Source organism: Sneathia vaginalis (assembly GCF_000973085.1).
Classification (GTDB): Bacteria; Fusobacteriota; Fusobacteriia; order Fusobacteriales; family Leptotrichiaceae; genus Sneathia; species Sneathia vaginalis.
The window spans coordinates 425256-444336 of record NZ_CP011280.1 but is presented as its reverse complement, the minus strand read 5'-3'; the positions used below and the strand labels follow the sequence as shown (position 1 = coordinate 444336).

Genomic DNA, 19081 nt, shown 5'->3' with positions numbered 1-19081 from the left:
AATTTAAAAAGTAAAATTTTAATTTTTTTTCGTTTTTTACAATTATTGATTATTTTTATAAATGAGTTATAATATTAATAATATAAATTTGCTGAAGAAAATATACATATTTTTTTTCGTCTTTTTATAAAAAAAATATAAAAGGAGATATATAATAATGAATAAAAAAAAATTTTTTTCTACTGATGATTATATAAAACTTAATCAAAATTTTAATAAAATTGAGTCTCAATTATTTAAAAATATCATTAAAAATATTAGATATGGTACTTATTATATTGAACTTCTTGAAGAAAAATTAAATTCTAAATATAAATTAGATATTGATAATGATTGGTTTAACTTTTTTATAAATTTTTCAAAAAAATATTTTATTTATAAATCCTCAAAATTGAATTTTGAAAATAAGGGAATTATTAGAATAATTTCTAGTTTTTCTTATAGAAATAATATTTTTAGTATTAAAATATCTCAAGATTTAATAAATATCTTTAATGATTCTTACAACGATTTTAAATTAGCAAGATTTGATAATAGAATACTATTTAAAAATCATACATTTAATCTTTATACATATCTTTATGATAATCATATCTTTGACAATATTGTTGAAATAGATTTATCTCTATTAAAAGATATTTTGTCTATTAATAAAGAATATTCTAGATTTTATGATTTTGAAAAAAATATTTTAAAAAAATCTATTAATGAAATAAAGAAATATAAAAATATAAACATTGAATATATAAAGGTTAAAAAGAAAAATCAAAGAAATATTACTTCTATTATTTTCTTTATTAAGAATAAATATGATTCACTAATTGAAATTTCTACTTCAAGAATGATCCATAATTTAAATCTTAACACAGAAGATAAAGAAATAATGTTCAAATATTTAAAAGAATCTATATCAAAATACGGTAAAACATTTGTTGAAAATAATTTTAAGTACGCTTTATTACAAGAACTAGATATTAAAACTACTATAAACAATGACTTATATAATAATAATTTTAATAATAAACTTAAAGAATTTAATAAACAACCTATTATTTATATTGAAAATGTCTATGAAAATAAAAGGGATATGATTTTAAGATCAATAAAAGATTGTAAAAAATTAAATAATAAATTTATAAAACTTACGTTAAATATAATTGAATATATTATCATCAATCCTGATATGTACCAACACAATACAAAAGAAAATCTATACTTAAATATTGTTAATTTTATTAGAAAAAATAATAATTTTATATATAAAGAAAATAATATTGTTATTATAGGGGAGTACAACAGAAATATGAAAAGTAGATTCGCTATTATTTATTAAAACATCCTATTTAAAAAGAACATGTACCAATAAACAAGACATAAAAATGATTTTTGGGAGTGTATAATAAAGTGTGTAAATTATACACTCCCTTAAAATATGAGAAATATTAAAAATAGTGAGACCTATAATGCTTCTCATAGATTTTGAATACATTATATATTTAGTCTCACTATAAATAAAATTTATATGAAATAAAAAAATTTACACAATTTACTTGACAAACCCAAAAATCGAATTTTTTATGCTAAAATAATTTCTAATAAAACATTTTTTATTGCTAAGCTAGTATCGTAATTTAAAATTTCAGATATAGTTGTTTTATAATCTTTATTAGCTACTAAAATTTTATATATTTCATCTTTATCTACATTACTCATTTGTGATTTTTTAAGAAACTTTTTAATAATATCTAATTTTTGAGTCTTTGAATCAAAAACAGCTTCATCATATTCAAAAGTAATTTCAACATTTTCATTTATAGGTATTTCCCTAATTATAAAACTTGTTATATTCTTTTTAAAATTATATTCTGTTCCTATTTCTCTAATACTATCTTTAATTTTAATCATAACTTTTTTTATTTTTTTTCCATATATATTAAATTCAAAACTTCTATATCTAGGAATAACATTTATATTTCCTTCAGCCTTATGAATTAAAATTTTACTATCATTTTCTAAATATTTAAAATTTGTAGTTACTGATTCAACATTTGATAGATTATCTTTATTATCTTCTATTAAGTTAAATTCACCATCATCTCCAGAACCAATAATAATTCTTAGATTTTCAGGATTATCAATATTATTAATTCTTTCTTTTAATTTTGCTAATGGTATAATTGACCCTTCTTTAAAAAATATACCTAAGTTTTCTATACCTCTATTTATAGTGATATTCCTATTACCACTATACTTTAACCCTATTTGAAGATCATACCAATTTCCTTTAGGTAACCATGCTTTGAATTCAGCCATTTCTGATTCTTCATTTATTTTCTTAGTAATTGGACAAATTAGAAGTTCAGATCCAAAATAGTATTGATTTTTTACTTTATAACTTTCTTTATTTTCTGGATATTCATAGTACATAGGTCTAATTAATGGAATATTTTCAGTATTTGCAATAACATTCATAGTATATGTATATGGAATCAACTCATGTCTTAATCTTAAATATTCTACTATTATTGTTTTATATGGTTCTTTAAAATTCCATGGTTCTTTTTCTATAAATTCAGAATTTGAACTATGTAATCTATTTATAGGAGAAAATACTCCAAACTGTATCCATCTTAAAGTTAATTCATCTGACCTATAACCATGTCTGTGACCACCAATATCATGACTCCACCATCCATAACCTATATTAGATGCTGTAGATGTAAAATATGGTTGAAAATCTAGAGATTCCCAACTTATTACAGTGTCTCCAGAAAAACCAACTGGATACCTATGACTTCCTGGTCCAGCATATCTTGAGAAAGTTAATCCAATATTATTATTTTTTTTATTATCATTATAGTGATAATGGTTTAATACCCATAATGGATCTTTATTTTCATCTATTTTTGTTGGGCTTTGTTGCCAATCTATCCACCAAAAATCAACTCCAATATCTTCATTTGGTTTATATAAATATTTAAATGTATTTTCAAAAAATGTTTTTGACTTATGGTCAAAATCAATGTATAAATCTTTATTAGGATCAATATTCATAGCTTTAGCAAAATCTCTATACATTATTTCAAACGGTCTTATTCCAGCTGACGGATGTACATTTAATGTTATTTTATAGCCTTTTTCTTTAATATAATCAATAAATCTTTTAGGATCCGGGAATAACTCGTGATTCCAAGTATAACCTGTCCAAATACTTCCATATTTTTCAGGAATATCAACTAAATGCCAATCCATATCTAATACAGCAACAGAAAATGGTAGTTTTTCGTTTTCAAATTTTTCTAACAAATCTTTATAACTATTTTCATTATATGGATAATATCTACTCCACCAATTTCCAAGAGCATATCTAGGTAATTTTGGTTGTGGTCCTGTTAACAAGAAAAAATCTTTCAATGCTTCCTTATAATTTCTTTTGTAAGCAAAAACATATAAATCTATTTCATTAGAATTTCTATCCTCATACCATCCATTTTCTAGAAGTATTGGAGAGTTAGAATCATCAATTACGCTAATTCCATACTCTGATAAAATTCCATCATCTAATTCAACTTCTCCATCTATAAAATCAAGTGTTCTTCTTGTTCCACCAAGGTTACTTAATTTATCATTAAAGTGCCAAATCTCTTTGTAAGGATGTTTTGTTTTCCCGTTTAATTCTATACTTAGTCCATAAGGAGAAAACTCTCTTTTGTTATATCTAAGAGTTATATCTTTAGTTATAATTTTAAGAGAGTTTTCATCTTCATAAATTTCATATAAAACCTCAGGAAAATTTCTATTTATAACCATTTTAGTTCTAGCATCTTCGAAAATATTATTTTTTGAATATTCTAATCTTACTAATTTTGATGTTAATAAGGTAATTCTATATCCTTTTCCAATAATAATCGATTTTGGATTAGCCAAAGGATTAAAATCATTATACTTTTCAATATACATAAAATTCTCCTATTTTTTTTTATTCGTCATCTTCATCTAAAGATTGACTTGCTAATTTATCATTTACATAAACAATTTCACTAGCAGCATTTATTATTTCTTCTCTAATAGTATCTTTATCAATATTTTTTTCCCCAAGTTGAGTAGCTATTGAAATTAAAATTGATAAATTTGTTCCAGAAATTAATTCTATATTATAATCGTTTAATCTTCTTATAAAAGCTTGATTAACAGATCCTCCTGGTATATCAGTAAATACAAAGATTTGCTCTTCTTTAGTAAAATTACTTAATACTTCATCAATTTGTTTATCAACTGAAACATTTTCTAAATAAGCACTAATGTCAATTATTTCAACTGTATTAGGCAAAATATATTCTAATGTGTTCTTAAATCCATTAGCAAGCTTATGATGACTTGCAACAATAATTTTTTTCATAAAGCTACGCTCCTAAAACTTTAAAGTATGATCCTATTAATGAGAATACAACTATAGTTAGTATAACTCTTAAGAATCCCCATTTTCTTTTTTCCATTAAATAGTATACTATTCCAGTTAAAGTAACTGGTAATAATGCAGGTAAAATCTTATCAAAAATACCAGTTTGTAGATTTAAAACGACTTCTCCAAATTTAAACTCAATAGGAGATTTTACTCTTACAACAGTAGCAATTAAGCTTCCAACTACTGTTAACCCCATTACTGAAGCACCTTCTGTTATTGCACTTAATTTATCAGATAAATCAGTAATTAATCTAACACCTGAATTATATCCAATTTCAAACAATTTTAATCTTAAAAGTATTAGCGTTAAATTCAATAACATCCATATTATAGCACCTAATGGATTCCCATCTAACGCCATATAACCTGCAATTGATCCCATTATTGTAGGATATAATACCCATAATAATGAATCTCCAATACCAGATAAAGGTCCCATTAATGAAGTTTTAATAGATCTTACAGCATTTAATGATTCTAGTCCTTCTTTTTCTTGCATTGCTAAATCTGCTCCGATTACAAGTGGTCCCATATATGGTGTAATATTAAAATATTCATGTTCCATTCTCATTGCTTTTTGATAATCTTCATCATTTTTATATATTTCTCTTAGTGGATCAGCAACAGCCCAAGCATAACCTGTCCCCATTAAAGTCCCATAATTTAAATTGTTAGCACCTATGAAAGAAAATTTCCAAACGGCTCTTTTTTTATTTTTTTCAGATAATTTTATTCCATTATTCATCAAAATCAACTCCTCCTTCATAAACTGCTTCGGTATTATTTGTTACCATTTGCTTTTTAGATATCATATCTTTGTAAACATAAACTCCTAATGCAAATCCTACTATAGAAATTGCTAATATTGGTAATTTCATATACGCAGCAATTACAAACCCAATTAATAATGCCCAAATATAACGACTTGTAGGCATATAACGCATTAACATTACAACCCCAACTACTGGTAGCATTCCTCCAGCAATATTTAAACCATTTGTAAACCAATCAGGTGTTATCTTTATAATAGTTTCTACAGCTGTTGGTCCAAATACAACTAGTATAATCATAGGAATAAATGCTTGCATAGAAACAAAGAATACACTTATAAAGTTAACATTTTGCATCTTTTTAAATTGTTTCTTTTCTAAATATTGTTTTGCCTTTTCAGAAACAAATGAATTTAATGTTCTTGTTAATACATCTAGATTTATTGCTATTATACCAACTGGTAATCCAATAGCAACAGCTGTCCCTATTGTAGCTCCAGTTCTAGCATTTAAATATATTGCAACTACAGTAGCAAGAGCGTAATCAGGTACTGATGATCCACCTAAAGCAGCTACTCCTAAACTCATTAATTGAAATGTTCCAGCTATAACTAATGCTGATTGTAAATCTCCCATTATTAACCCTGCAAAGAACCCAACTGTTACTGGCCAGTGGTTAACTATTGTGATACCACGATTATCTATTAAGGCATACATTGGAAGTAATATAATTAATATATCTTGTAAAATACTTGGCATAATTTTAATCTCCTTTTCCTATTTTAAATATTCTTTTAATGATACTTCTTTATCAGAAGGTGCAAATTGATAAGTTACTGGTATTCCCATATCTTCAAGTTCTTTTAATAATTGTAATTCATTTTCTGTTGCTGCAAAACTTTTTTCATATTTTTTACGCTCAGGTCTATCTAACATAATACCTATATTAACTTTAGGTATTTTAATACCTTCTTTTGCCAATCTTACTAATACTTCAACATTATTAACAACTAATAAAACATTATGATTATCATATTTACCAGCTTTAATATTAGTTATTGCTGTCTTTTCATTAATAAGTGACATACCAACTCCTGATGGCTTGCTCATTCTCATAGCTGATTTTCTCATCTCATCTTCTGCTACAACATCATCTATAACCATTATTCTTTGTGCATTTGTTGTACTTGTCCATTGAGTTACAACTATACCGTGTACTAATCTTTCATCAATTCTTGCTAACTTTATTCCCATATCTATATCCTTTCATTTTAATTAAAAATATAATTTATTTTTTTAGCTAAATAGCTATCTTTTTTACAAAATACTGGTAAAGTTTCTAAACTAAATTCTATTATATAATCCTTACCACCTTTGTAAACTTTATTATTAAATACGTTAATCCAATCATTTCCATCAGGTAAATAAACCTTCATTTTTTTCATTTCAAAATCAATAACAGGACTTATGAGTAAATCACTTCCGAACATATACGAAAGTCTATCGTCCCAAGCTTTTTTATCATTTGGAAATTCAAAGAATAAACTTCTTGAAATTGGATAACCAAAATTTGTACTTTCTTCATATAATTTAAATATATAATCAACTAATTTTTCTCTAATTCTAATATATTTTGTTAAGATTCTTTCAACTTCTGTTCCAAATGACCAAATTTCATTACTAGATCCACTTGTTCTTACTCCTCCTCCTGTTTTACCAATTTTTTGACTATGAGGTTGTCTATCCCCATGCATTCTTAAAACTGGACTAAATACAGCAAATTGAAACCATCTAATCATTAATTCCTTAAATTTTTGTGTAGTTGAATCTCCACTATGGAAACCTGCTATGTCTGTTGTGCTCCAAGAGATTCCTGATAGTCCCATACTAATTAGTATTTGTATTTGTTCTCTTAAAGATTTAAATGAACTATCTATATCCCCAGACCAAACAAGACTTCCTTCTTTTTGTGAATTAAACCATGCAGATCTTATTAATACTGGATATCCTTCTTCTCTAGGTATTGTCATTAAATACTCATAAGGATATCTATTTGCCATTTTTTCAAAATTTCCTTTTGAAGTATTATACTCTCTTTGCTCATATATATTCATTTCAGGTTCTGCTTGATCTGCCCAGAATAATTTAATATTCTTGGTTTTATAATTGTTTGTTAATAAATTTGAGACGAATTTTTTTGTTTCGTCATTATAGAAGTCAAGAATATCTTTATTATCAAATATTTTTGATTTATTATCTCTAGGTTCTAATAACATCTTATTATTTTTATAATAATTATAATATTTTGAATTTTTACTAACAGTTGGCCAAACAGAAACCATTAATTCAGTGTTAGTTTCTTTCATTTTTTTTGACAATTTATCTATATCTTTCCAATAATTATCATCAAATTCAAAATTTCCATCTTCAGTCCAATGAAAATAATCTATAACAATTACTGAAGGTTTTATTTTCCTATTTAAGTATTCATTATATATTGATTCAACTTCATTAGTTGTTTGATATCTTAGTTTACTTTGCCAAAGACCTAATAATTCTTTTTTAATTATTGGTGCTCTACCAACCATAAAAGTATATTTTTCAATTATATCTTTTGGATTTTCTCCAACAATTACAACATAATCTATACATTCGGTATTATTATTTACCCATTTTTTATAGTTTTTATTAAATGATACATTACCTATCGATGAACCATTCCATAAAAAACCATAATTTTTATTTGAAATATAGAAAGGTATTGTAGTTTGTGAGTTTCTTTGCATTAATTCATACATTCCTAAATTCTTATTCAAATTTTCCTCTGCATAAGAACCCATTCCAAAAATTTTCTCGTTTATATCAGTCTCAAATAATTGTATTGACTCAAACGAATCCTTATAATTTTTTTTAAATTCCCTTGGTGAAATATTTAATGAATATGATGGCTTATATTCTATTTTAACATCATCATCTATTCCAATAGTCCTTCTAACATTACTTTGTTTTCTTGAATATTCTTCTAGAATTAATTGATTTTTATTATAAAAAAATAATTTATTATCTTTATATTCAACTTTTAAATTGCCATTTATAAATTCAATAATATCTCCATTTTGTATTATTTTAAAATTTGAATTTTCATTTTTTTTTAACTCTTTAATTCCAAATTCATTTTTAATTTTTTTATTTTTAGGTGATGAGTAGACTCTAATAGCATCTACTCCCCACTCTTCAACAATTAATATTTCTTTATCATTTATTGCAGAAAATGAATTGTTACTTATTTTATATCGATTCTGTTTATTCATTTTTTCTCCAATATAATTATTTATTTATATTCTTTTCAATATATTTAAATAATTCTTTAAAATTATCTTTTGATCTTTCTCTTATAAATACAGGAATTTTTTCTATACCTGCATCAACAATATATTTTTTACCACCTTTATATACCTTGTTAGTATATAAGTCTATCCAGTTTTCATCGGCAGGTAAATATACTTCCCTTTTTCTATCTTTATAATAAAGTATAGGAGAAACAAGAATACTATCACCTAACATATAAATATTATCAACTTCCCAAGATAATTTATCATTTTTAAATTCATAGAATAAAGGACGCATTATCGGATAACCAAATTCATGTGATTCTTGCATTAGATTATCTAAATAATCCTTTAATAATTCTCTTATTCTAACATATTTTGTTAGTATATCTTCAACTTTTGTACCATACGACCAAATTTCATTTCCAGCTCCAGTTGGCATACAACCACCACCAGTATTTGACAAAGGTTTACTATGTGGTAATCTATCCCCGTGCATTCTTAAAATTGGGGAGAAAGTACTATATTGGAACCATCTTATTATTAATTCTCTAAATTCTTCATCTTCTGGATTACCTCCATGGAAACCTCCTATGTCAGTTGTCCACCATGTAATTCCAGCAATTCCCATATTTAATCCTGTATTAACTTGATTTCTAAAAGATTTAAAACTAGAATCAATGTCACCTGACCAAGCTAACGCTCCATATTTTTGAGCACCAGCCCAAGCTCCACGTACTAATGTTACAACAGCTTCATTAGAATCCTTATTACCATCATAAACCATTTCTAAATATTTATTTGGATATAAGTTACCACAGTAAAAAGCGGTTCCTTTACTATATCTATAATTATCAAAATCATATACAGCAAATCCTGGTTCTGCCACATCTACCCAGTAGTAGTCGATACCAATATCTTTATAATTTTTCTTAATTAAACTCCATACATAATCTCTTGCAGCTTTTTTAGTAGTATCTAGATATAATGTATTTCCTTGTATTTGCATTGTTAATCTAATACCTCTATTAACTTTTACTAAATAGCCATTTTCAAGATAAGTATTATAATTATAGGCATCTGATTGAACTGTAGGCCATATTGAAATAATAGGTTCTACTTTATATTCATTTTTTAATTTATTAACCATTCCAGATGGATCTTTCCAGTAGTCTCTATCAAATCTATATTCACCTTGCTTTGGCCAGTGGAAGTAATCTATAGCAATTGTTGACAATTGTATATCTCTTTTTTTGTATTCTTCTACTATATTAATAACTTCTTCATCTGTTCTATATCTTAATTTACTTTGCCATAATCCAAGTAAATTTTTCGGCATTTTTGGAACTCTTCCAGTCATTTGTGTATATTGTTCTGTTATTTGTTTAGAATCATCAGAAACTGTTATCCAATAGTCAATATAATCAGTCCCAAACATTTCCCATTCAGTTAAATTTTTAGCAAAAGTTACTTTCCCTATTCCAGGATTATTCCATAAGAACCCATAATTCTTACTTGAAATATAAAATGGAACAGACATTTGTGTATTTCTTTGTGCTAACTCAAGCATTGTATTTTTTAAATCTAAATATTCGTGTTGGTATTGACCCATACCATATATTTTTTCTTCTTTATTTGCTTCAAATCTAACTTTTACATTAAAACTCGAACCATCAAAATTTGATCTGTATTCCCTAGATTTTAATTTTAGAGTAGAATTAAAATCTTTAGTTATTTCAATCGTTCCTACATCTTCACTTCCGTCATCGTGTTTAACAGCTCTTAGTCTTATAAACTCTTTAAGTATTAATTCATCTTTATCATTAAAAAAACTTATTCTATCTCTATGATCTAAAACTGCTTTAATCTTACCATTAACAATAACAGCTTTATCATTTTCCTTATAAATTAATAAATTAGGGTAATTACTAGAATAGTTTTCAGTCAAAGCATTCTTTCTATCCACATATTTTTGATCTAAGAAAGATCTAACTCTTAATGAGTTTTCACCCCATGGTTCTATTATTAATAACTCTTCATCATATGTTTTTACAATGCAATTATCCTTTATTGTTACCATTTCTTACTCCTTTATTATTTATTTCCTTACAAATTAAATTTGTATTATCATATATTTTTTTATATATTCCATATATATTTTTATATTTCTCTTTTTTATCATTATCTGGAGTATAACTATTTGAATAATTTATTAATGATTTTATACATTCACGTTCATTTTTATACCAAGATAATCCTAATGCAGAAAGCATAGCAGCTCCTAAAGATGGTCCTTGTTCAACTGAAACTGTTTTAACATTTAAACCAAATATATCTGCTTGTAATTGAAGCCATTTTTTATTTTTTGCTCCCCCACCTATTGATATAACTTCATTAATTTTTTTATTTGTTATTTCATTAATCAATTCTTGACTATCTTTTAAAGAAAATGTAATCCCCTCAACAACTGATTTTGTAAAATGATTTAAGTTATGACTAGTATCTATACCAATAAAACTTCCTCTTATGTTAGCATCAATATGTGGAGTTCTTTCTCCAACTATATACGGTGTAAATAATAAGCCATTTGAACCAGCAGGAATTTCATCTATCTTTTCTAACAATTCATTAAAGTTACTGTTTTTAGCAAAAGTTTTTCTGAACCATTCTAAACTATGACCAGCTGATAATGTAACACCCATTGAGTAATATAATCCTTTAATAACATGATTGAAAACATGTAACTTTCCATTATATTCTTTATCAACATTATTCTCTAGTGTTAAGAATACTCCAGAGGTTCCTATACTTACCATAGCCTTATTCTCATCATATATTCCTGTTGTTAGTGCAGCACAGGCATTATCAGCACCTCCAGCAAATATTTTTATATTTTTCTTAAAATTAAATTTTGTTTTTAATTCAGCTTTTATAGTTCCTACTAATTCATAAGATCCTAAAAGTTTTGGCATATATTCTTTAGGAATATCATACTTTTCTAATTGATAAGAAGACCATTCATTTTTATTTAAATCAAGTAATAAAGTCCCTGAAGCATCCGAATAATCAGTAACATATTCACCTGTTAACCAAAATGAAAGATAATCTTTAGGTAATAATATATGTCTTACATTATCCCATATTTCTTTTTCATTTTTTTGTACCCACATTATTTTTGGCAATGTAAAACCTTCAAGAGCTCTATTTTTAGTAATTTCAAAAAGTTTTAAAGAATCCTTCATTATTTCATTACATTCAGCAGTAGTTCTAACATCATTCCATAATATTGCATTTCTTAAAACTTTACCGCATTTATCTAAAAGGACTAAACTGTGCATTTGCCCTGAAAAACTTATTCCTTCAAGGTTTTCAGTAAAATCCGATATTTTACTTGATAAATTATTGATTACATTTTCTAAAGCTTCTACCCAAAATTTCGGATTTTGTTCGCTATATCCAATTTTTTCTTGAATAAGTGGATAAGAATATTGTTCTGTTTCAACAATTTCTCCATTTTTATTTAAAACTAAACCTTTTAAAGAACTTGTCCCTAAATCAATTCCCAGTACATAACTCATAAAATATTTCTCCTAATTATACTAAATAATCATTTAACATAGACTTAATATATTCTAAATGATTAGATTTATTTTCAATTTCACCATTTTTCATAGCATAATCTGTTAATGTTTCTAAATTTTCATTATCACTAACGATGCTAGCACCTATTCCTTCTTTATAGCTAGCATATCTTTCTTGAATAATACTATCAAAGAATTTTTCTTCTTTCATTTTAGCCGCTGATTTTAATCCTCTAGCATATGTATCCATACCAGCTATATGTGCTAAAACTAAGTCTTCCATAGAAGTAGATGTTCTTCTAACTTTAGCATCAAAGTTTATTCCACCTTTTTGTAATCCATTATTTTCCAGAATTTCATACATTGCAAGTGTTGTATCATATATATTTGTAGGAAATTCATCTGTATCCCATCCTAAAATTGTCTCAGCATGGTTTGCATCAATTGAACCTAAAAGTCCATAACTTCTAGCTGTTCTTAATTCATGTTCAAATGTATGACCAGCTAAAGTTGCGTGGTTTCCTTCTAAATTTAATTTAAAGTCATTAATTAAATTATATTTATATAGGAAAGCTATTGTAGTTGCAGCATCATGGTCATATTGGTGTGTCATTGGTTCTTTTGGTTTAGGTTCTATTAAGAATTGAACTTTATGTCCTATTTTCTTTGCATAATCAACAGCCATTTTTAATAATCTTGCCATATTATCTAGCTCTAAATTTAAGTCTGTATTTAATAGAGATTCATAACCTTCTCTTCCACCCCAAAATACGATATTTTCACCATTTAATTTTTTACTAACTTCAATAGTTTTCTTAACTTGTGCAGCAGCATATGCAAATACATCAGCATTATTAGATGTAGCAGCACCGTTTATAAATCTTGGATGAGTAAATAGATTTTGAGTGTTCCATAATAATTTAATTCCAGTCTTATCCATTTTTTCTTTAATTAAGTCTGTAATTTCATCTATATTATCCATAAATTCTTTAAGACTTTCACCTTGTGGTGCAATATCAATATCGTGGAATGTAAAATACTTAACATTAAGTATTTCTAATAATTCGAAGAAAGCATTAACTTTATTTTTTGCTGTTTCCATATGAGTTCTTCCATTCCAATTTCTAATATATGTTCCATCACCAAATGGATCACTTCCTGTACCATTCATTGTATGCCAATAAGCAACAGCAAAACGAAGTTGTTCTTCCATTGTTTTACCCATTATAACTTCATTAGGATTATAATGTCTAAATGCAAATCTATTTTTTGTCCCCTTTCCCTCAAAACTTACCTTTTCAATATTTGAAAAATATTTCATAATCAACCCCTTTTCTTGTGCTCGCACACATTTTTATTTAAAATTTTTTTTATAAGTTTTCTTTAATTTTAATTTCAGTTGTCATAATTATTCTTTTATTAATTGGAACTTTATTCATAATTAAATATTCTAATAACACTTCTACAGCTAGTTGACCTTGCTTAAAAGGTTCTTGACAAATTGTAGCTGAAATCTTATCTTTTTTTATGTATTCTTCAACAATTGGAATCAAATCCACAGTTATAATATTTATTTTATCTAATATATGGTTTTTTTCTAAAGCTTTTATTCCACCCTCAATACCACCTGCTGAGAAAAACACACCATCAAAATCCTTATTTTTTTGAATATACTGATTAATCATTTTATATGACTTATCATCATTATCTTCATTTTCTATAATATCTATAATTTGAATGCCATTATCATTTTTTTCTAAATATTCTTTTAGTCCATTTATTCGATTTCTATGTCCAGACACCAATTTAGAACCAGTTACAACAAGTAATTTATATATTTTTTTTGTTGAAAAAATATTAAATAACGCACCAGCAACATTTCCAGTTTTTTTGTAATCAGATCCTATATATGCTAACTTATCAGCATTATCAATATCTATATTTAAATTAATAACTGGAATAGATTTTTTACTTATTTCTTGTAATCTATTAATCACTTTTTTATCATCTATAGGTGTTATAATAAGACCTTGTACTTCATTTAAAATCATTTTGTCAATTGCATTAATTTGATCTTTTACATCATATCCTTTTTTTAATTCATATAATAATTCAAAACCAAAATTTTCTAAAACTTCTTTCTTATTTTCAATACCGTTTATAACTTGGTCATAAAATGGATTTCCTTTTGAATTTAGTATTACACCTATCATTTTTTTACTATATTTATTATTAGCCAACATTTTCCCAAATATATTAGGCTTATAATTTTCTTTTTCAAGTATTTTTAATATTTTTTCTTTAGTCTCACTTTTAACCGAACCTCTATTATTTATCACTCTATCAACTGTTCCTCTGGAAACCCCAGCTTTTTTAGCGATTTCTTTAATTGTAACCATTATTCATCTCCTTGTGCCCGTGCACTCTTATTAAGAGTATACCTTGTTTTTTTTAATTGTCAAATTTTTTATTTATCGTAAATTTTTCCAAAATTAGAGGATCAAAATACTAACGAGCATGCATAAACATTATGCATTTTTTTTGAAAGTACTTTCCTTTTTTGTGGGGTGATTTCATGTACTATACCATAGAAAAATTAACTAATAGACAAGGACTTTCTTACCTATACAGCTTCTAGCAATCGCTTAAAATAGTACTTAATCTATTCATCTGTATATATATCAATTTCAATATTGTACACTAGCATTTTGTCGTTTCCGTTTTCTTCAATATACAGTAATATTTGCCTTATTAAGTCTTTATTTAATATTATTTATACCTCCCTAATTAACTAAAAAACACCCCTAAGGGTGCTTTTAGATTGCAATCATTTTTATCATATATAGGTGGGTCTGCCTTTTTCCACTTCTCCATACCTACATTTCTGCAAGGGCGATAGCGGCACATTTACTATCCTCTATATATAAATGGTCTATAATTATTTTTTGTTTTTTTCAAATATAATTTTATTGTTTTTTAGTAAACTTTTCCCGAGTTTGACAGTTTTAAATAATTAAAAATGTTGTAGATATATTAAAATCTAGCATCAAAAAATTCCAACACATAGCTATCCATAAACAAATTATGTGTTTCTTGCTTTGCTTTTTGTATAGCAGGCAACCTCTCACCATTAGAAAGCATATATCTCTCATAATAACCACTATCCATCTGTCTTACTAATTCACATGTGTTAAATTTTCTTTTACAGCTAAGTTGAGATAAAATTCTCTTTCTTCTTTGCTTTTTGAACCAGACATTATTTTTAAGTGATTAGACCAGTTCAATTGTGTCAACAGTGTTGACACTTTTTAATCATCCTTATATAACTCATAGAATTGCTTCATTCTATAGAGTCCTCTACGGTTAAACCCTTTTAGATCAGGATAGTTCTCAGAAAAAAAATCAGCAACATTTTCCACAAAATTTGATCCATAACTTGTTTCTTTACTTTTCTCACTTATATACTTTCCCACTTCCTGATACATCAAAATCAGTTCTTCATTGACTTTTCTATAAGCACGATCCTTTACGCCTTCAATAATCTTAACAATATCATCAAACCGATGATTATCTTTTCCCACATTTGTATTCTGCAATACCATCTTATCTTTATCCATTATTTATTTACCTCTCTGAACCTCTCACGACTGAAGTCGCGAGGTTCTTAAGTGCTATTTAGTTTCTTTTGAATATTTAGTATTCAAATACTAGCTAATTTCCTTAAGACTTTAATAAACAAACTCTCCGTATAGAAACTCATCAATGAATTTCATATCATCAGGGAACATTGGAAGATCTCCACTATCAAGAAGCTATCCTTTCTCAGCCGTTTTCCTCCTTTTAGAAATATTGATAACTGAAAAACGTCAATCATATATCCCAATTTCTAATCTTATCTTCCTCTGTAATCGTACGTATTACCTTACATGGATTCCCGACAGCCACAGAGTTATCTGGAATATCTTTGACAACTATACTTCCACCACCAATTACAACGTTATTCCCGATAGTAACCCCTGGCATAACTTGAACACCTGCGCCAAACCATACATTATCTCCGACAGTTATCGAATATGCATATTCAAAACCCTGATTTCTTCTTTCATAATCTATCGGATGACCTGATGTATGAAATCCGCAGTAAGGAGCAATAAAGACATTGTTCCCGAATATAACCTTCCCAGCATCCAAAATCACAAGACCATGATTTGCATAAAAATTCTCTCCAACTTCTATATTCCATCCATAGTCACACCAGAAGTCAGGCTCAATAAGAATGGAGTCTCCAGTCTTTCCGATAATTTCTTTTATAAGACTTTCCCTCGCATCAAAATCGTCCACTGGAAGATTATTATATTTCTGGCAAAGCACTTTACACTTTATCCTATCCATCTTTAGTTCCTCATCATAATTGGCATCATACATTTTATGATGAAGCATTTTTTCTTTTTCCGTCATAAAAACCTTCCATTTCAAATTTATCTTTCTGACATCTAAATTGAACACTCAACCCTCACACTTTTTTCTATAAGCCACCGTGGATAAGTTCTCACGGAGCCTATCACCCTTTAACCCTTGACATCAATGCAACCGTCTCGACATGAATTTTTAGACTATTTAACAAATTGTACATTTATATAAAACACACTTTATTTTCAAGATTTATAATGGTTTTGTCGTTTAATATCCATAATTTTTGATTAGGATTTTACATGCTATATAAATTATTAATTTTTTTCAAAGATTCATCACTAGAAATATCTGTCCAACATGAACTAACATTTTTTAATTTGCATATAGCCGCTACCTTATCTCCAAACGCATTTCTCGTTTTTTCTATATTCATATCGCTAACATTATATCCTGTAGGATTATTTCTCCATCCACAAAAATAGATTTTATATGCTTCCTCAACAACCCTTCTTTTTGACACTACCATTACTACATCTGAATAATTCGGCTTTCGTTGAAACATTTTCGGAATTTTATTATTTAACGCTTCAAAAAAATCTATCGGTTTAAAAGTATGATTGGGGTCGTATTTAATTTCTAAATATTCAACAAGTTTTTTATAATCATCTAAATAAGGTTTTGCACAATATTTTTCATCAATTTCAATTTCAAAAACAATCGGATTATTCCCCAAGGTTGATAAGTACAATCTCATTGGGTTAATATCGGTTAAAAATAGACAGCTAAAATCTTTAGCATTATATGTAAATGGAAATATTGCCCTTTCCTCTTTTCTGATTTTCATATCTTCATGTAATATTTTAAGTGCAGTAAATTTATACATATTCATTTCCTCATATCTCCTTATATAAAACAGAAATAATAATATAGTTATTTTTGCAAAATCTATCTTAACTTGTCTTCAGCTGGATCAACTCTATACCAATGTTCTGAATTTCTTTTACACTGTAATGCAGGCACTCTTTTTGTAACCTTACGTTTTATTTTCCCATCTGAATTTAGTACATCTATACATTCTACTGGTTTATTGAAGTATTTCATTTTTCCACCACATATAGGACATTTGTCAATATGAATTTTTTCTATTGTGATTTTCCTTCCAAGACCGCTTATTGCATAATTAAAGAATAATGGATGTCTAGTTTCTTTTTTTGTAATATTCTTTAAAAATATGACTATCACAAGAAGTATCAATATTACAGAAAAAATTATGAAGTAAATAATATTATTTGAATCTAACTTAATATTCTTATTAGTTATTAAATTGATTAAGGGCTCAAATATTTTATACATTTGGAAAAGTTCTATTAAAGAAAGTATAAATCCCATCCATGAAAGTATTGCCATTGTTATCGGACTTCTCCAAACAGGTTCTGGTGTATATAATACAACCTTATCTTCTTCAGCTTCCTTAGAATAATTATTACCAGCTAAAATATTAGTTGGACCATTAAAAATATTCCCTGAAACATTATTAATATTAGACTTAGAATATTTATCTCTCATATATTTTCTCCTATCATTTTATTTTCTTCGCACTATACTTTTTACTCTTTCTTTGAGACTTTCCATCTTCTCCAATTTCAACATTACTACGAAGTTCCATTTCTAGTTGAACTGCTTTAAATTGCTCTTTTGAAATTATCCCTTCGTGATGATTCTTATTCAAATAACGATTCTCCGATCCTCCTGAATTCGCAATTGCCACATCACCTGTATATTTTTCTCGTATGAGTGTAGATTCAATCACTTTTTTACTCCATCGTTCTTTACCTTTAAATGTCTTTATTTTCTTTTCTTCAAGTTTATCTATAATTCCACCAATACTATATCCTCCAAGATACTAGTCGTAAATTCTTCTAGCAATGCTTGCTTCTTCTTCATCAATTATAAGCATTCCATTCTTATCTTTTTTGTTAGCCGTAACAGGCTCTATTATATAGTCCTGATGTTCCATCCTCGGCTCTGCATTTTAAGCCCAAGCGTATATTTTCGCTTCTCCAGTCATTTCACACGTTTCAATTGTACTAATCAATAATTCATCTTTAACGGTCTCTGTATCTATCTTATCTTTCTCAAATATAATTCTTTTCCCTGCTACTCGTATTCTTCTAATAGCTTCTAAGCCTTCTTTAGCATCACGTCCAAAACGGCTAAAACTTTTAATAAGAATAATATCTAAATTTCCATACTTGCACTCATTTATCATTCTATTAATTTCTGATCTTTTTGATCCTGTCTTAGCATATGCAGCATCAATAAAAACATCTGCCACAAACCATGTTCTATGTGCAACCGCTAGTCTCGTTAATCCCTATATTTGTGCCTATAAACTATCCATTGGGGCTTTATGGCTTGTACTTACACGATCATATATCCAAACAGCATAATCTTTTATAACTCTCTGCTTCTGTATTACAGTTACATTTTCAGCCATATGTTTTCTTCCATTCATAGAGATTC

At 27.0% G+C, this 19081-nt stretch carries 17 protein-coding genes and 2 pseudogenes; 1 reads left to right on the top strand and 18 read right to left on the bottom strand.

Annotated features, from left to right (window positions below):
- Positions 1–157: 157 nt before the first annotated feature.
- Entirely contained in the window at positions 158–1333 is a 1176-nt protein-coding gene (locus tag VC03_RS02190; RefSeq protein ID WP_046328466.1) for a replication initiation protein, read from the top strand.
- A 242-nt stretch (positions 1334–1575) separates the two neighbouring features.
- Here the strand turns inward: VC03_RS02190 and VC03_RS02185 are convergent, their stop codons facing one another.
- The 18 genes and pseudogenes from VC03_RS02185 to VC03_RS06850 form a co-directional block, all read right to left on the bottom strand.
- Positions 1576–3960, bottom strand: coding sequence for a glycoside hydrolase family 31 protein (locus VC03_RS02185; RefSeq protein WP_046328465.1), 2385 nt, complete (start codon positions 3958–3960; stop codon positions 1576–1578).
- Between the two features lie 19 nt (positions 3961–3979).
- Positions 3980–4399 (bottom strand): PTS sugar transporter subunit IIA, encoded by a 420-nt coding sequence (locus VC03_RS02180; RefSeq protein ID WP_046328464.1) that lies wholly within the window; start codon positions 4397–4399, stop codon positions 3980–3982.
- Positions 4400–4403: 4 nt separating this feature from the next.
- Complete coding sequence (locus VC03_RS02175) at positions 4404–5210, bottom strand: PTS system mannose/fructose/sorbose family transporter subunit IID (RefSeq protein ID WP_046328463.1); 807 nt, start codon at positions 5208–5210, stop codon at positions 4404–4406.
- The gene (locus VC03_RS02170; protein ID WP_046328462.1) at positions 5203–5994 is read right to left on the bottom strand and encodes a PTS mannose/fructose/sorbose/N-acetylgalactosamine transporter subunit IIC; all 792 of its coding nucleotides are present in this window, start codon (positions 5992–5994) and stop codon (positions 5203–5205) included. The genes VC03_RS02175 and VC03_RS02170 overlap by 8 nt, the downstream gene beginning before the upstream one ends.
- 18 nt (positions 5995–6012) lie before the next feature.
- On the bottom strand, positions 6013–6489 hold the full coding sequence (locus VC03_RS02165) for a PTS sugar transporter subunit IIB (RefSeq protein ID WP_046328461.1): 477 nt from the start codon (positions 6487–6489) through the stop codon (positions 6013–6015).
- A 17-nt stretch (positions 6490–6506) separates the two neighbouring features.
- Positions 6507–8546 carry a TIM-barrel domain-containing protein gene (locus tag VC03_RS02160; protein WP_046328460.1) on the bottom strand — a complete coding sequence of 680 codons (2040 nt, stop codon included), beginning with the start codon at positions 8544–8546 and terminating at the stop codon, positions 6507–6509.
- A gap of 16 nt (positions 8547–8562) precedes the next feature.
- Positions 8563–10644, bottom strand: coding sequence for a glycoside hydrolase family 31 protein (locus VC03_RS02155; RefSeq protein ID WP_046328459.1), 2082 nt, complete (start codon positions 10642–10644; stop codon positions 8563–8565).
- Positions 10625–12142, bottom strand: coding sequence for a xylulokinase (gene xylB / locus VC03_RS02150; protein WP_046328458.1), 1518 nt, complete (start codon positions 12140–12142; stop codon positions 10625–10627). Before xylB ends, VC03_RS02155 begins: the two co-directional genes overlap by 20 nt.
- A gap of 16 nt (positions 12143–12158) precedes the next feature.
- Complete coding sequence (xylA, locus tag VC03_RS02145; protein ID WP_046328457.1) at positions 12159–13466, bottom strand: xylose isomerase; 1308 nt, start codon at positions 13464–13466, stop codon at positions 12159–12161.
- 49 nt (positions 13467–13515) lie between these two features.
- Positions 13516–14544 carry a LacI family DNA-binding transcriptional regulator gene (locus tag VC03_RS02140; protein ID WP_046328456.1) on the bottom strand — a complete coding sequence of 343 codons (1029 nt, stop codon included), beginning with the start codon at positions 14542–14544 and terminating at the stop codon, positions 13516–13518.
- 634 nt (positions 14545–15178) lie between these two features.
- Positions 15179–15313: a hypothetical protein gene (locus VC03_RS06855; protein ID WP_257719623.1), complete on the bottom strand. Its 135-nt coding sequence runs from the start codon at positions 15311–15313 to the stop codon at positions 15179–15181.
- 140 nt (positions 15314–15453) lie between these two features.
- The gene (locus VC03_RS06755; RefSeq protein ID WP_158500353.1) at positions 15454–15762 is read right to left on the bottom strand and encodes a DUF1016 N-terminal domain-containing protein; all 309 of its coding nucleotides are present in this window, start codon (positions 15760–15762) and stop codon (positions 15454–15456) included.
- Between the two features lie 253 nt (positions 15763–16015).
- Positions 16016–16603 carry a sugar O-acetyltransferase gene (locus VC03_RS02130; protein WP_046328455.1) on the bottom strand — a complete coding sequence of 196 codons (588 nt, stop codon included), beginning with the start codon at positions 16601–16603 and terminating at the stop codon, positions 16016–16018.
- A gap of 250 nt (positions 16604–16853) precedes the next feature.
- Positions 16854–17447 carry a DUF6037 family protein gene (locus VC03_RS02125; protein ID WP_200893824.1) on the bottom strand — a complete coding sequence of 198 codons (594 nt, stop codon included), beginning with the start codon at positions 17445–17447 and terminating at the stop codon, positions 16854–16856.
- A gap of 56 nt (positions 17448–17503) precedes the next feature.
- Positions 17504–18124, bottom strand: a complete 621-nt coding sequence (locus VC03_RS02120) for a hypothetical protein (protein WP_046328454.1) — start codon at positions 18122–18124, stop codon at positions 17504–17506.
- A 13-nt stretch (positions 18125–18137) separates the two neighbouring features.
- Positions 18138–18449, bottom strand: a pseudogene (locus VC03_RS02115) (recombinase family protein); the annotation flags it as partial.
- 141 nt (positions 18450–18590) lie between these two features.
- Positions 18591–18896: pseudogene (locus VC03_RS06780) on the bottom strand (recombinase family protein); the annotation flags it as partial.
- Positions 18897–18944: 48 nt separating this feature from the next.
- Positions 18945–19073, bottom strand: a complete 129-nt coding sequence (locus tag VC03_RS06850) for a hypothetical protein (protein ID WP_257719622.1) — start codon at positions 19071–19073, stop codon at positions 18945–18947.
- Positions 19074–19081: the final 8 nt, after the last annotated feature.